Source organism: Pseudidiomarina halophila, from assembly GCF_003987215.1.
Lineage (GTDB): Bacteria > Pseudomonadota > Gammaproteobacteria > Enterobacterales > Alteromonadaceae > Pseudidiomarina > Pseudidiomarina halophila.
The window spans coordinates 668,476-683,801 of record NZ_PIPW01000001.1; the positions used below are offsets into that span (position 1 = coordinate 668,476).

The window sequence follows — 15,326 nt, forward strand, 5'->3', positions numbered from 1 at the left end:
CTCACTTGCTCGTTACTGTTGCTGCCCAAAAACGGCCGGATTATACCTTAACTGGCGATTCAAATCCCGCAGGTTTTACCGCAAGTAAATCACAATTGATTTGTTCAATGACATGTTCGGCAGTGTTGCCTAGCAAAGCCGCGCTAATACCAGTTCGGCCAATGGTGCCTAAGACCACAAGTTCAGCGTCGAGCTCTTCTGCCAGTTCAGGAATAACCTGCTCAGGCAGACCTTCGCGGACGTGCTGGCAGTTTTCAGTGATATCGAACCGCTCCGCGTGTTGCGCCAGCGCCTGTTTGTGATTTTCTGCAATTACCTCACGATAATTCCCCGTGTCGAATTCAGGGATTTCAGCGGCAATAGTCACCGGGGCGCCGGGATAAGCATTAACTAAATGAACTTCGCTATGCAGGCAATTGGCGAAGCGCTGAGCAGCTTCGGTAATGCGGTGATTAAGACTATCGTGATGGTCATTTTCGCCGGTGGTATGGATGGCTGCTAAAACTTTGCCATTTTCTGGCCATTCATGTTCTTTTACCAGTAATACCAGACAGGGGGCCTTGCGCAATAGGTGCCAGTCTGTCGGCGTAAAAATCAAGTGGGCGAGACCTTCATGGGGGTGCGTAGCTTTAACGATGATGTCATGCTCACCTGTGATCGCGGTTTCGATAATCGCCTCATAGGGGCGATTGTGCCATAACACAGTAATCGTTATGTCGAGTTCGCGGGTATTGTAATCCTCAAGTAAATCTTCCACCCAAACTTTACGATCTTTGATTAAACTATCGCGCATAGTGTCGCGCTCTTCAGCCGCAAGCATAGTGGTCATTTCATAGGAAAAATCATAAATTGAAAGCATCAGTGTGATCGATGCCTGACTGATCCGGGCCAGATGCAACGCGCGATTTAACGCTTTCTGTTGCTGTTTATCAGGATCGAGAACTACCAATATATTATTGACGCAAGACATAGCCTACCTCGTTGAATCGCCTACTTTATTGATTAAGTTTAGTAGGGAATTCAGCGCCTGGCTAATTATCCCATCAACAAAGTTTGACGAAGCGCGATAGTTGCCACCCAAAGGCCGTAGACGATCATGATGACACCCATTGCCTGACGAAATCCCCGCGCTTTTAATATGCTTTGCAGCGCGCCACTAAACCAGCCAAAAGCCAACATGGCGGGCAGGGTGCCCAGACCAAATGCGAGCATGTACAAGGCGCCGGAACTTACCGAGCCGCTAAGCGCAGCCCAGCTTAAGGCGCTGTAGACTAGGCCACATGGTAGCCAGCCCCAGAGCATGCCCGCAGCAAAACGGCTGACAAGGGAGTTGTTGTTGCGTAAGCGGGTCGCATAGGGGGCGAGCGTACGCCACAGCGGGCGGCCGATTCTTTCCAGCTTTTGCAAGCCAAGCCACCAGCCGCCAAAATAGCAACCCAGGGCAATAAGAAAGAAGGCTGCTACAAAGCGTAGTCCGATCAACGCGGGAGCAAAACTGCTCAATAACAACTGACTGAACAGACCGACGACGACGCCCGCAAACATATAGGAAGTAATGCGGCCGAGGTTGTAAATGATGAGTTCAGACAATGCTGGTTTGGCTCCCAGAGCACCTGCCAAACCGCCGCACATCATCAGACAATGACCCGCACCAGCCAACCCCATTAAAAAAGCGGCCGCTACATCAAGATTCATCTTTCTTTTGCTTATCTGTGGGGTGAGTTTCGGCTTTATCTTTCGCCTGATGTTCCGACGTGTCCGGCGCATCATCATCGAGCAATACATTCATTCCCTGGCGCTCGAGATCTTCAAACTGATCGCTGCGGACCGCCCAAAAGAACACTGCCACGGCGATAATGACAAACAGAATGGCGATTGGAATTAATATATAAAGACTTTCCAAGGCTACCTCGATGGTTTTTTAACAGTGTCGCTACGATAGAGTCTAAGGGAGTTTGCCAGAACTAACAATGAACTGAGCGACATGCCAATAGCAGCGATATAGGGGGTTACAAATCCCAACACCGCAACTGGAATGATGCCAACGTTATAGAGCAACGCCCAGGTGATATTCTGCTTAAGAATGCGCCGACTTTTCCCGGTACTTGCCAGTAGCGCGGTGACCGCGGCAAAATCATTGCGCATTGCGACGATATCCGCTGCCTGACGCGCCAGATCAGCCGCATGGCCAAAGGTCATAGAGACATCAGCCTGCGCTAATACCGGGCCGTCATTAATGCCGTCGCCAATCATGAATACCGGGCCCTGTTGCTGTAGTTCGCGTACAAAAGCAAGCTTATCTTCAGGTAGGCATTCTGCTTTTACCTGAGCAATATCGAGCTGTTGCGCCACGCGTTCAGCGTTGCGCTGACTGTCACCCGTTAACATGATAATTTCAAAGCCAGCTTGACGCAGGTCGGCGAGGGTGGCTGGAACATCATCACGTAATGTGTCTGTGACCTGATACCAGGCTAATAACTCACTGCGCGTAGCGAGGACCACGTTGGCATCACTCAGCCGGAGCACCTCGGGGTGCCATTGGGCAATAAAACGTGGGTTGCCGATCCGTACCTGTTGTTGCACAGTTTCCGTGTGCCAAATTGCTTCAATCCCAGCTCCGGGTTCCACCTTAACTTCATCTAACTGAATCTGCTCAGGATTAGCCAAACTTGCAAATGGTGCAGCCAGCGGGTGTTCTGAGTGTTGTTCGAGGGCGGAGGCTAAGCTGTCGATGCTGGCTGGCGCGTGCTGTGCGGTCAGATACTCTTTGCCGGCAATACTAAACTTGCCGCTGGTCAGGGTGCCGGTTTTATCGACGACCAGGGTACGGCAGTCGCGTAGCGCTTCGATTACATCGGTATTTCTTAATATAATGCCTTGCTTGTTAAGACGATGAATAACTCCTGTTACCGCCGTCGGGGCCGCCAGAGCCAAAGCGCAAGGGCAGGTAGCAACAAGCACTGCCAAGGTGACCCAAAAGGCTTCAGCAGGCTCAACAAAGCTCCATACCAGAAAAGTAAGAGCGGCCAGAATCAAAAGTTGTTTCACAAATTGATTAGCTAAGCGTTCCGCCTGAATCGCCAACTTTGGTTTGTCTGCCAGAGCCTGGTCCTGCAACGCAGCAATTTTCGCCATAACGGTGCCTTGTTGTGTGGCTTGCACCAGCACCCGGATGGGCTGCGTCTGATTCAAGGTACCCGCGAAGACCGTCTCACCTTGCAGACGATTCACCGGTACGCTTTCGCCCGTAAGCATGCTTTCATTAATGGCTGCATGCGCGGTTAATAACTCGCCATCGGCCGGCAAGGTCTGACCCGGCAAAACACGGACAATATCACCTTGCTTTAGTTTGTGTACGGCAATGGCTTCGAGTTGTCCGTCACTGTTCTCGCGTTGCGCAGTTGCCGGCAGTAACTTAACCAGATTTGCTGCGGTCGCGATGGCGCGCTGCTTGGCCAGCAATTCCAGATAACGGCCCACCAGGAGCAGAAACGTGAACATACTGACGGACTCAAAATAGACTTCGCCATGATTAATGAAGGTCGCGTAGGCACTTGCGCCGTATGCACTCAACAAGGCTAAGCTGACCGGTACATCCATATTCAGCTGCTTTGCCTGTATGCTGCGCAGCGCCGACATATAAAATGGTTGGGCACTGTAGAGTAAAACCGGAGTTGCAAACAACAGACTAATCCACCAGAAGAATTGCCGCATGGTTGGATCAAGCTCAGACACCATGCCAAAATAAAGCGCGATTGCAATCATCATGACTTGCATAGTTGCAAGTCCGGCAATGCCTATGCGACGCACAAAGTAGCGCCGCCGCCGTTTAAAATCCTGCTCCTGCATGGCGGCCTGAAAGGGCAGTGCGCGATAGCCCAGACCAGCAATTTGTTGCAGCATGGCACTTAATTTCACTTGTTCCGGTTGCCAGCTGATTAATACGCGTTCAGTGGTGGCATTGACCTGAGCTTTATGCACTCCTTTGAGACGCTGCAATTGTTGTTCGATCAGCCACGCGCACGCTGCGCAGGTCATGCCTTCGACCGATAAGGTTGTCGATTTCAGCCCAGCGGCAGAGGTTTGCGTAAATTGATCCTGCAGCTCAGCTTGATCATAGGCTTCAAGCTGCTGAAGTTCTTCCGGCAACAAGGGGATTTGCAATGGATTGCTGGTATCGCGAAACTGATAAAAATGTAATAGCTTTTGATCGTTAATGGTTTGTGCGACCGCCTGACAGCCGTAACAACAGACAGCACGACTTTCATCCGCGACGGTTACCTGATAACCACCATCTTCAGGCAAGGGCTGCAGGCAATGGAAACAATGACCGGCTGGGGGATGCGGCAGCGCACTAACCATAAGATCAAACGCCGTAAGTTAGCGGTTCGAGTGTTAATTCCCGACTTGTGGGTAACTGGATCTGCTGGCTTAAGCGCCAACTACCGTCAAATGGTGTGATAGTTAGTGTCCATTTTCCTGCCGCAGTTGCGACTTCTGCTGGCAGCTTGCCACGAAAGCGGCCGTCACCATCCGCGGTGAGTCTCAGGGTAAAGTCTTTATCAGCTAACGTGGTGTGATAAAAACTGACTGTCAGGGCCGTAAGTTCATCTGGCTCCCCGGTTTTATATGCCAAAACCAGATCGCGCCCGTCGTGGCTGAAAGAAAAGGAAATGCCTCGCGCCTGCGCTTCCTGCACCTTCTCCACTTGCGTGTTAATGCCGCGGCCCTGTTTGTAATAGTCATCAACCACCATCGGATTGTCGTAATCTGATGCTACAGTCAAGGTAATGAACATTGCGATCACCACAGAAAAGGGAATTGACATCAATACCCAAGGCCATACCTGCTTGTACCAAGGCTTGCTCATTACCGCTATCCTCGAATCGTCATGTTGCTATAAAAAACCCCGCAGTAGCGGGGTTTTCAGCTTAGTCGTTTGAAAGCCCGTACACATAGGCACTGATTACGTGTATTTTATCCTCACCGAGGATATCCTCCCACGCTGGCATCACGCCTCTGCGACCGTTCTTCAATGTTTCTTCAATGGCGTCTTGCGAGCCACCATAGAGCCAAACGTTGTCAGTTAAGTTTGGCGCACCCAATTGCTGATTACCTTTGCCATCCTGACCGTGACAGGCAGCGCAAACGGCGTAGTTTTGTTTGCCGGCTTGTGCAAGCTCCGGGTCAACTTTACGTCCGCTTAAGCTCAACACATAGGTCGCTAACTCAGTAATTTGCTGTTCATTGAACTGCCCACTGAAACTTGGCATCTGGCCCTGCCGACCCTCGAGCAAGCTGGTTTTGATCGCCTCTGGTGAGCCGCCATAAAGCCATGCGTCATCAGTCAGGTTAGGGAAACCTTTACCACCCATAGCGTTTGAGCCATGACATTGCGCACAGTTCTGCAGAAACAAGCGTTTGCCAATTTCTGTCGCGTCAGGATTTTGTGCGAGTTCCTTAATCGGCTGTTTCGCATAAGCTTCGAAAATTGGGCCAAAACGTTCTTCTGCAGCCCGCATTTCACGATCATATTGCACGATAAGGCCAGCTTCGCGAGCTTCTTCCGTCGCCGCGCGTGACTCTTCGATTGATTGCACGTCTTGGTTCGAGCTTTTCCAACCTAATAAACCTTGAAAGTTACCCAGACCAGGATACAGGGCAAGGTAGATCAGCCCCCACACGATGGTGACCCAGAATAAGATCATCCACCAGCGGGGTAGCGGGTTGTTGATTTCAACAATACCGTCGAACTCATGATCCATGAGTTCACCTTCTTTGATTCCGGTAAAGTTGGTCATAGTCCAACGCAATAGCCAGATAATACCGACTAAGAACGCCAGGGTAAGGACAATAATCCATGCACTCCAGAAGCTACTCATTATTCTTCGACTCCTGTTTAGTATTGTCGTCTTGCTTTGTGCGTTTTAATTCATCTTCTTCGAAGATTGACTTGGCGGCTTCATCAAAGTGCTTCTTGCGACCTTTGCTGTATGCCCAGAACACAATGCCAATGAACAATACGAAAACTAAAACTGTGTAAAAACTACGCCAGGTGATGTAATCCATCTTAATTGGCCTGTTGTTGCAAACTCGTACCTAACGATTGTAGGTAGGCGATCAACGCTTCCATTTCGGTTTTTCCGGCTACGGCTTCTTTTGCACCAGCAATATCTTCTTCAGTGTAAGGTACGCCGTAAAACTGGAAAACTTCCATTTTCTTCGCTGTGTACTCACCATCGAGTTTGTTTTCCGCTAACCATGGATAACCTGGCATGTTTGATTCTGGTACCACGTCGCGAGGATCCATGAGGTGAACATAGTGCCATTCGTCACTGTAACGACCACCAACGCGAGCCAGGTCAGGTCCTGTACGTTTTGAACCCCAGAGGAAAGGATGCTCCCATACATGTTCACCAGCCAGTGAATAATGTCCATAACGCTCGGTTTCCGCGCGGAAAGGACGAATCATCTGGCTATGACAGTTGTTACAACCTTCGCGTATATAAATATCGCGCCCTTCGAGCTCAAGTGCCGTGTAGGGCGTTAAGCCAACCACAGGCTCGTTGGTTTGGTCCTGGAAAATTAATGGCGTAATTTCCACTAAACCACCGATTGAAATGGCGATGGTAGCAAAAATTGCTAACCAGCCTACGCGTTTTTCAACGAAATCATGCTTAATGTTTTTACTCATTATTATGACTCCTTAAGCTGATGGCGTTGCTGCTTCGCGCGGCGCAACATCGATGGTTTCAGAAGTTGGTTTACCTGCCTTAATCGTACGGTAACCGTTCCATGCCATCAGTAACATACCGGCAACGATGAACAGACCACCGACAAAGCGGATGAACCAGAATGGATAGGAAGCTTCGACACTCTCAACAAAACTATAGGTGAGTGTTCCGTCTTCGGCATTAACCGCACGCCACATCAGACCTTGCATGACGCCGGAAATCCAGAGCGCTACGATATAAAGCACGGTACCAATGGTATGTAACCAGAAGTGTGCATTTATCGCGCGCACACTGTGCATCTGGGTTTGTCCCCATAGGCGTGGGATCAGATAATACATCGAGCCGATGGTGATCATTGCGACCCAGCCCAACGCACCTGAATGCACGTGACCAATGGTCCAGTCAGTGTAATGTGAGAGGGCGTTGACTGATTTAATCGACATCATCGGGCCTTCAAACGTCGACATACCGTAAAACGATAGGGAGACAATTAAGAAGCGCAGAATTGGATCGGTCTTCAGCTTATGCCAGGCACCTGATAACGTCATGATACCGTTAATCATACCGCCCCATGATGGCACGAATAATATGACTGACATCACCATACCTAATGACTGAGTCCAGTCAGGTAAAGCGGTGTAGTGCAAGTGGTGAGGGCCTGCCCAGATATACAGTGAAATCAACGCCCAGAAGTGCACCACTGATAGGCGGTAGGAATATACTGGCCGCTCAGCTTGCTTAGGTACGAAATAGTACATCATCCCCAGAAAGCCTGCAGTCAACAGGAAGCCAACGGCGTTGTGGCCATACCACCATTGAATCATGGCATCCACCGCACCTGCATAGATACTGTAAGACTTTACGAAAGAGACCGGCATTGCCATGCTATTGACGATGTGCAGGACCGCAACGGTAATTATAAAGCCCCCGTAGAACCAGTTTGCAACATAGATATGCGAGGTGTTGCGCTTAACCAGGGTGCCAAAGAAAACAATGATGTAGGCGATCCAGGACAATGCGATCAAAATGTCAATTGGCCACTCGAGTTCCCCGTACTCCTTTGATGACGTGAGACCAAGCGGTAACGTGATCACAGCAAGAACGATAACAGTCTGCCAGGACCAAAACACAAAGGCAGCAAGCTTGTCTGAGAACAAGCTGGTACGACAGGTTTTTTGTACAATGTAGAACGAGGTTCCCATCAGCGCGGAGGTACCAAAGGCGAAAATAACCGCATTGGTATGTAAAGGACGCAGACGAGAGTAGGTAAGCCATGGTGTGTCGAAATTTAGCTCAGGCCAGATCAGCTGAGCGGCAATCCAAACACCTAATGCCATACCGATGATACCCCAAATAACCGTCATGATAGTAAACTGTCTGACGACTTTCAGGTTGTATTCGATTTGCTGTGGATTTGTTTGACTCATTTTTGTTTTCCGCGTTGATGCTCGTGCATGGGAAGCGATAATTTCATAACTGTCGCCTCGCTTAACCGAGTAACGTGACATTGATGATCGCTTGTCGGATACTTCAACAAACATGCATATTTTATGATGTTTAGTCGCAAAAATACAGCGATAAACCGTTAAAATATCAAGCGGGACGGCAGCTTGAAGAAAAATTAATCAATGCCACACTATGGCCTAAAAAAACTTATGACTCAAGAAATTAACCGCACAGTATGTAAGGGCTTTATTCTATTGGCCTGCGCGTTCATTCTATTAAGCTGTCGGCCCAGCGAAGAACGAGCATTAGCCATGACCGAATATTCCTTCTTCGATGGCGTGGTCCGACTGATCATGCCCGCTCCAGATGTCCCCGTTGAGCATCCTCTGACACTCGAATTAGTGTTGCCAGACCGCGTCGTTCCTGGGTTAAGCCTGGTTGAAGGGGAGTCTATGTACATGGGAAGTATCCCCTTGCAGTGGAAAGTAAATGATACAGGGCGGTGGCAAACAACTTTGTACCTCGGTGCCTGCTCCGAGCCGCGAATGACCTGGCGCTTAACCGTGCCTTTACAGGATCCTCAGAATCAGCTTCCACCGCAGCTCAGCCTCACCTTTACCAGCGTAGCAAATTGAAACAATTGTCTTGCCGCGTTGCGTAAACGGCGTGTTATAGTCAGTTTTAATGACATGTTAACCAGCTGAGGAAACGCGATGTCTGTGGCGTTAATTTGGATCGTAATAGGTATCTTTCTGATACTGTCTGAGCTGCTCCTGACCAGCGTAATTGCTGTTTTTCTGGGGATTGGAGCAATCGTGACGGGGCTTTTACTGCACTGGGACTTGATTGCGGAAAGCTCAACTCAGTTTGCGGTTTTTGGAGTTGTTAGCCTGGCGTTTTTAATCCTCGCCCGGGGTCAGTTTAAACGTTGGTTTATGGGCTACTCGACCGACGAAGACGATGCCAAACCAAACTTTCAGCGTGACATTGGTGCTCGGGTAAAAGTCATCCGTGACTTTAACCACGGCGCTGGACGGGTGATGCTGAACGGCGTGCAATGGGATGCGTTTTCGGAAGACGAGTTAAAAGCTGGCGAAACAGCCTGGGTCTTAGCAAATGAAGGCATCCAACTTACCGTAGGCCGGGAAAAACCGGAAAAATAATAAGATCAAAAGGAAGCTGCTATGTTGGAGTTAAATGTTGGAACGGTACTGGCGTTAGGTTTTGCGCTTGCCGTTATCATTATAATCTTAAAAACCGCGCGAATTGTGCCCCAGCGGACCAATTTTGTTATCGAACGGCTAGGGCGGTATAGCCGCACGCTGGAATCAGGTTTTCATCTGCTGATTCCTTTTGTCGATAAAGTTGCCTACCAGCACGTACTCAAAGAAGAAGTTATCGATGTTGAACGTCAGGCCTGTGTAACACGAGATAATATCCAGGTTGGCATCAACGGCGTACTTTATATTCAGGTAGTGGACGCCCATAAAGCAAGCTATGGCATCAACGATTATCGTTACGCAGCCTCGCAACTGGCACAAACTACCATGCGTTCGGTGATTGGTCAGACCGATCTTGATAAAACCTTCGAGGAGCGCGCACGCATCAACGAAATCGTCGTCCAGGCATTAGATGAAGCGGCCGCCCCCTGGGGAATTAAAGTCCTGCGTTACGAGATCTCCGATATTGAACTGCCAGCCAGTATTAAAGACGCACTCGAGCAGCAAATGCGGGCTGAACGCGAGCGGCGTGCAGCCATTGCTAAATCAGAAGGTGAACGCCAGGCCATGATCAATGTATCTGAAGGCCAGAAGCAGGAAGTTATTAATTTGTCAGAAGCTGAAAAGCAAAAACAAATTAACGAAGCTGAAGGTCGTGCCCGGGAAATCGAACTGATTGCAGTAGCGACTGCAGAAGGGTTGCGTAAAATCGCCAGTGCTATTCAGGAGCCGGGTGGTCAGGATGCAGTAAGTCTGCGGGTTGCCGAACAGTATGTGAAAGAGTTTGGCAAACTGGCGAAAGAAACCAACACCTTAATATTGCCAGCGCAACTGGCAGATATCGGCGGTGCCGTGGCTGGACTCACTGAAGTCCTCAAAGCTAAGCCCAGCCAACAGTAATTTGTTAAACTGGCGTATCTAAAAGACTGTTCATCGTAGATGAGCAGTCTTTTTTGATCGTATTTGCTGAAATGCGCATAGTCTTTAGCAAGTACATCACCTCGTGCATAAGGAAATCGAATTCAATGAAGTTGTCCACCGCTCTAACTGTTTCCATTCTCACCATTGGCTTAACTGTGCCTTCAGTTGTTACAACCGTTGCAGCGCAACAATGGGGAAATTCTGAGCAAGCGGCGTTAGTCGTGCAGCAACCTTTAGGGTTCGAGCGCGAGCGTAAGCAAGTCGAAGCCGTGGCCTATGCTGAGGCACTGCAATCTGTCGAGCTTTATCCAGCCGTGGGGGATGTGGTGACTGCAGTCAATTTTGAGCCCGGCGACCAGGTGGAACAGGGTCAGGTGTTGGTGCAGCTCGATGATCGACGTCAGCGTATTGCATTGCAGCGGGCAAAATTGCAGTTAGCTGATGCTGAACGCACCGTTGAACGATTAAAAGCAAGCCAACTGGAGGGCGCGATTCCGCAAAGCCAGTTGGATGAAGCAGTTATCGCCCGTGATCTACTAGAGGTTGCGGTTGATGAAGCACAAACCAATTTAGATGATCGTCAGGTTGTCGCTCCGTTCAGCGGCGTGATTGGAATTACAGATGTGGAAGCGGGCGATCGCATTACTCCGCAAACCTTAATTGCAACCCTGGATAAGCGCGAGCGTCTGTATATTGATTTTCAGGCCCCTGAAGCCTCTGTTGCGATGCTTGAACAAGGTGCTGACTTGAAAGTCTATTCCTGGCAGCGAATGCAAGACCCACTGTCGGCAGAGGTCGCGGAAATTGGCTCCCGGATAGATCCCACTAGCCGCACATTAAGGATCCGAGCGATCATAGATAATAATAATGATACTTACCGTCCTGGCATGAGCTTTCGTGTGGCCTTAACATTAACCGGTGACAGTTACCCTTCGGTGCCCGAAGCCGCCTTGATGTGGGGGCCGGAAGGTGCCTATGTCTGGATTGTTGAAGACGATAAAGCAAAGCGCGTCGATGTATCCATTAAGCAACGTCTGCCAGGACGTGTGCTGGTCGACGGTAATCTGCAACTTGGCGATGAACTGATTGTTGAGGGTGTGCAGAGCTTGCGCGAAGGCCAGACTGTTAAAGAGTTAGAATTAGCCAGTGGGAGTTCTGACTAATGAAATGGGCACCGCAATTAAATGATTTACCGTCGCTGTCGATTCGTCGTCCGGTACTGATCGTTGTCTTAAATTTACTTATTATTATTGCCGGCCTTGCCGCAATTCAGGGCGTTGAAGTTCGTGAATTACCCGATGTTGATCGGCCAGTCATTTCCGTTACTGCCAGTTATCCGGGCGCAGCGCCAGAGACTGTTGATACAGAAGTCACCAGCCGTCTGGAAGGCGCCGTGGCGCGCGTTAGCGGCGTTAAATCCATACGGGCCTCAAGTGAAGAGGGCAGCTCGCGGGTAGTGGTTGAATTCCGGCCGGGCATTGATCTCGATAATGCTGCAAACGAAACCCGCGAGTCGGTAAGTCGGGTGCAACGCGGACTGCCGGAACAGGTGGAAAACGTTGCGATTATTAAAGCGGATAACGATGCGGAATCTGTGATTTCCCTGGCAATCTCCAGCGAGACACTTGATCTTCCAGCATTGACCGAGCGGGTAGAAACGGATCTTGCTCCCAACTTCCTGAATATCCCGGGCGTAGCTGATGTGCGTTTAACCGGTGATCGCCGCCGGGTGATGCGGGTGGTTATCGAACCTTTGCTATTGGCAAGCTATCAGCTAACGGTAAGTGACGTGGCGGCAGTACTTCGACAGGCGCCGTTCGATGTTCCTGCAGGCAGCCTGAAATCGACGGACCAACAACTGATCGTACGTGCCGATGCGAGTTCGGTGACGACCAAAGATGTCGAAGACATTATTATTAACGAAACCACCAGAATCGGTGACGTCGCTACCGTTTATTTTGGCCCTGCAGATGCGAGCAGTATTACCAGACTCGATGGCAAGCAGGTTCTCGGTTTAGGCATTATTCGTCAGGCTCGCTCGAATACCATCGAAATCTCGAATGAAGTGTTGCGTCTGGTTGAAGATCTGAAAAAACAGTATCCTGAACTCACTCTGCGAGTGACCAGTGACGATGCTGAATTCATTCGTGGCTCGGTGGAAGAGGTCATCACCTCGTTAGCTCTGACTATTTTACTTGTGGTTGCCACCTTATGGCTATTTATTGGTTCCGGACGCGCAACCATTATCCCGGCAGTCTCAATACCTGTAGCCCTGATCGGATCCATTGCGGTGATCTGGGCGTTGGGTTTCTCGATCAACATACTTACCTTACTTGCCCTGGTGCTGGCCACCGGTTTAATTGTCGATGATGCCATCGTCGTTTCAGAGAATATCCAGCGCCGGCGCAGTATGGGGCTTGGCGCGCGAGCCGCTGCTGTAATCGGTACCCGTGAAGTGTTTTTCGCAGTCGTCGCAACAACAGCAGTGCTGGTTGCGGTGTTTGTTCCGATCGCCTTCTTACCATCAACCGCGGGCCGCCTGTTCCGGGAGTTTGGCGGGGTATTAGCAGCAGCGGTAATTATTTCATCCTTTGTTGCACTCTCGCTGGTACCGGCACTGACCGCGCGCTTACCTTTGAAAGATCATAAAGAAACATTTTTAACCCGGCTTGGTAGCCGCTTCCGTAATCGCTATGTGAAAACCCTTCACTGGGTGCTGGATCATGCCAAACTGGTGTTTGCCATTTGTGTGCTGATTGCCGGCAGTGCCGTCGGTTTCTATATGAATGTTGATAGTGAGCTGATGCCTTCTGAGGATCGTGGTCAGATTCGTATTTTTGCCCGGGGCCCCGATGGGGTTGGGCTTAACTTTATGAACCGCCAGGCGCAGCAAATGGAAGAAATCTTACTTCCCTATGTTAATGGCGGAGCCGTTGACAGCATTAATACCCGTGTGGGTCAGTGGGATCCAAACCTGGTGTTTATCACCGTGCGGTTAACTGACTGGGAGGAACGCGATCGTTCGCAACAGGAGATTATTGATGAGATCAGCGAGCCGCTTAGCCGTATTCCCGGAGCACCCGCGCGCGCATTTGGATCGAACAGTTTAAATCTGCGCGGCCAGGGCGGTGGTTTGGAAGTTGCTTTAACCGGCGACAATTACCGTGAAATTTACGACGCCGCATTAGCCTTTGGTAAAGCTGCGCAGGAGGCGATGCCAGAAATTGGCTTTCCGCGCGTAGGCTATCAACCAACACAGCCACAGCTGCGGGTGAATATTGACCGGCGCCGGGCGTCAGATCTCGGTGTTTCCCTCAGTGATGTCGCGGCCACCTTACGGGTTGCTATCAATGGCGATGACATTGTCGATTTGAACATTGGCGATCAGGCTGTGCCAATCATGTTGCAAGCTGAGCGCAGTCAGATTAAATCACCTACGGATCTCTCTAACCTGTACGTGGGCAGCGCGGATGGCTCATTAGTGCCACTTTCAAGTGTTGCTACGATTAGCGAGGAGGGGGTTGCTGCAGAGCTTGAGCGTCGTGCCCAACGTCGTGCAATCGAAGTCGACATGCAGATGCCGACCAGTATCCCAATTGAACAGGTGGTTGAGAAATTACGTGAAATCGCAGCTGAAACATTACCTGATAACATAGGTATGGTATTGCTGGGCGAGGCGGAAGCTTATGAAGAAACTGAACGCGAAATCATGATGACTTATGTGCTGGCTTTCTTAATTGTATTGCTGGTACTCGCAGCTCAGTTTGAAAGCGTAAACAGTGCTATTGTGGTTATGGCGACGGTACCTTTTGGTATTGCTGCTGCATTCTTCGCATTGTTCCTTACCGGTACGTCGATAAATATTTTCTCGCAAATTGGCTTGGTTATGCTGATTGGCTTAATAGCGAAAAACTCCATCTTGTTGGTTGAGTTTGCTGACCAGCTGCGTGATAAGGGCCAATCTGTGCGCGAAGCTGTTGAAAATGCCGCTGATATCCGTTTACGCCCAATTATGATGACACTGGTATCAACATTGCTTGGCGCCTTGCCATTGATACTCTCGGTCGGCGCCGGAGCTGAAGCCCGTAATTCGATTGGTTGGGTGGTGTTCGGTGGACTTGCCTTTGCAGTCGTGTTTACGCTTTACTTAACTCCGGTTATCTACCTGGGATTGGCGCGTTTTACCAAGCCGCGTGCTGATGAAACCCAGCGTTTAGAGAATGAAATGGAAAAAGCGGAAGAACAGCAATGATAAAGTCAGCCGGATTTAAATTAATAGTCGCACTTGCAACGGTAACATTCACAGTGAGTGCGGCCGCAGAGGTCACGGATAGTCGGCATGACGGATTTACTTTAAACTTCGAACGTCGGCTTCCGGTAAACCCTGTTGGAGCTTTCGCGGCCATGACCAGTGAAATAGATAACTGGTGGATTGCTGCACACACCTGGTATGGCGACAGCCAAAACATGTACCTTGATGCTAAACTCGGTGGTTGTCTGTGCGAAGTCGCAAAGCAGGGACAAACCGAACACCTGCGGGTGATTAAAGTTGAGCCAGGCAAACTCATTCGTTTTAGTGGTGGTCTTGGGCCATTGCAGGGCGAAGGTTTACACGGCGTAATGGACTGGCGCCTGCAAGCAACCGATGACCCCAATCAAAGTATCCTCAAAGTTTATTACCGTGTCGGTGGCTACTCGCCGAACGATCTTTCCGAGTGGGCACCAGCAGTCGATGGCGTGCTGCAACAACAGATGGATTCGCTAAAAGCCTATCTGGAACAGTAAGCAGAATCGTGCGCTACGTGAAATCTGTACTATTCATAGGGCAGTTACTGCCAAATAATTACGTAAGAACACCAAATTATGTGAACACCCACTTAGGTTTATATTACTTATCCATAGACCATTTAACATAATATACATTATGCGCAATTGGTAAAATGGTAAATAGAGGGGGTTTCACGCCCCCGGTGAATTGTGTCTGGCGGTGCTTCAGCTTAAACTG

Annotated in this window: 15 protein-coding genes; 6 read left to right on the forward strand and 9 right to left on the reverse strand. The window is 49.8% G+C overall.

Going from position 1 to position 15,326, the window contains the following annotated elements:
* Positions 1-40: 40 nt before the first annotated feature.
* From uspE to ccoN, 9 genes are all read right to left on the reverse strand, one after another.
* Positions 41-970, reverse strand: coding sequence for a universal stress protein UspE (gene uspE, locus CWI69_RS03205; protein WP_126761827.1), 930 nt, complete (start codon positions 968-970; stop codon positions 41-43).
* Positions 971-1,035: 65 nt separating this feature from the next.
* Positions 1,036-1,695, reverse strand: a complete 660-nt coding sequence (locus CWI69_RS03210; RefSeq protein ID WP_126761828.1) for a sulfite exporter TauE/SafE family protein — start codon at positions 1,693-1,695, stop codon at positions 1,036-1,038.
* Complete coding sequence (gene ccoS / locus CWI69_RS03215; RefSeq protein ID WP_126761830.1) at positions 1,685-1,903, reverse strand: cbb3-type cytochrome oxidase assembly protein CcoS; 219 nt, start codon at positions 1,901-1,903, stop codon at positions 1,685-1,687. Before ccoS ends, CWI69_RS03210 begins: the two co-directional genes overlap by 11 nt.
* Positions 1,904-1,905: 2 nt before the next feature.
* Positions 1,906-4,362, reverse strand: a complete 2,457-nt coding sequence (locus CWI69_RS03220) for a heavy metal translocating P-type ATPase (RefSeq protein WP_126761832.1) — start codon at positions 4,360-4,362, stop codon at positions 1,906-1,908.
* Positions 4,363-4,366: 4 nt separating this feature from the next.
* Positions 4,367-4,870, reverse strand: coding sequence for a FixH family protein (locus CWI69_RS03225; RefSeq protein ID WP_126761833.1), 504 nt, complete (start codon positions 4,868-4,870; stop codon positions 4,367-4,369).
* Between the two features lie 61 nt (positions 4,871-4,931).
* Positions 4,932-5,882, reverse strand: a complete 951-nt coding sequence (ccoP, locus tag CWI69_RS03230) for a cytochrome-c oxidase, cbb3-type subunit III (protein ID WP_126761835.1) — start codon at positions 5,880-5,882, stop codon at positions 4,932-4,934.
* On the reverse strand, positions 5,875-6,069 hold the full coding sequence (locus CWI69_RS03235; RefSeq protein WP_126761837.1) for a cbb3-type cytochrome oxidase subunit 3: 195 nt from the start codon (positions 6,067-6,069) through the stop codon (positions 5,875-5,877). The genes ccoP and CWI69_RS03235 overlap by 8 nt, the downstream gene beginning before the upstream one ends.
* 1 nt (position 6,070) lies before the next feature.
* Positions 6,071-6,694: a cytochrome-c oxidase, cbb3-type subunit II gene (ccoO, locus tag CWI69_RS03240; RefSeq protein WP_126761838.1), complete on the reverse strand. Its 624-nt coding sequence runs from the start codon at positions 6,692-6,694 to the stop codon at positions 6,071-6,073.
* A 12-nt stretch (positions 6,695-6,706) separates the two neighbouring features.
* The gene (gene ccoN, locus CWI69_RS03245; RefSeq protein ID WP_126761840.1) at positions 6,707-8,161 is read right to left on the reverse strand and encodes a cytochrome-c oxidase, cbb3-type subunit I; all 1,455 of its coding nucleotides are present in this window, start codon (positions 8,159-8,161) and stop codon (positions 6,707-6,709) included.
* Positions 8,162-8,491: 330 nt separating this feature from the next.
* On the opposite strand from ccoN, the gene CWI69_RS03250 reads away from it, so the two are divergent.
* The 6 genes from CWI69_RS03250 to CWI69_RS03275 all read left to right on the forward strand — a co-directional run bounded on the left by CWI69_RS03250 (position 8,492) and on the right by CWI69_RS03275 (position 15,106).
* A complete protein-coding gene (locus tag CWI69_RS03250; RefSeq protein WP_126761842.1) occupies positions 8,492-8,815 on the forward strand; it encodes a hypothetical protein in 324 nt (107 codons plus the stop codon).
* Between the two features lie 78 nt (positions 8,816-8,893).
* Positions 8,894-9,343, forward strand: coding sequence for an NfeD family protein (locus CWI69_RS03255; protein ID WP_126761844.1), 450 nt, complete (start codon positions 8,894-8,896; stop codon positions 9,341-9,343).
* 21 nt (positions 9,344-9,364) lie between these two features.
* On the forward strand, positions 9,365-10,300 hold the full coding sequence (locus CWI69_RS03260) for an SPFH domain-containing protein (protein ID WP_126761846.1): 936 nt from the start codon (positions 9,365-9,367) through the stop codon (positions 10,298-10,300).
* Positions 10,301-10,425: 125 nt separating this feature from the next.
* Positions 10,426-11,484, forward strand: coding sequence for an efflux RND transporter periplasmic adaptor subunit (locus CWI69_RS03265; protein ID WP_126761847.1), 1,059 nt, complete (start codon positions 10,426-10,428; stop codon positions 11,482-11,484).
* On the forward strand, positions 11,484-14,573 hold the full coding sequence (locus CWI69_RS03270; RefSeq protein ID WP_126761849.1) for an efflux RND transporter permease subunit: 3,090 nt from the start codon (positions 11,484-11,486) through the stop codon (positions 14,571-14,573). The genes CWI69_RS03265 and CWI69_RS03270 overlap by 1 nt, the downstream gene beginning before the upstream one ends.
* Entirely contained in the window at positions 14,570-15,106 is a 537-nt protein-coding gene (locus CWI69_RS03275; RefSeq protein WP_126761851.1) for an SRPBCC family protein, read from the forward strand. Before CWI69_RS03270 ends, CWI69_RS03275 begins: the two co-directional genes overlap by 4 nt.
* Positions 15,107-15,326 lie beyond the last annotated feature (220 nt).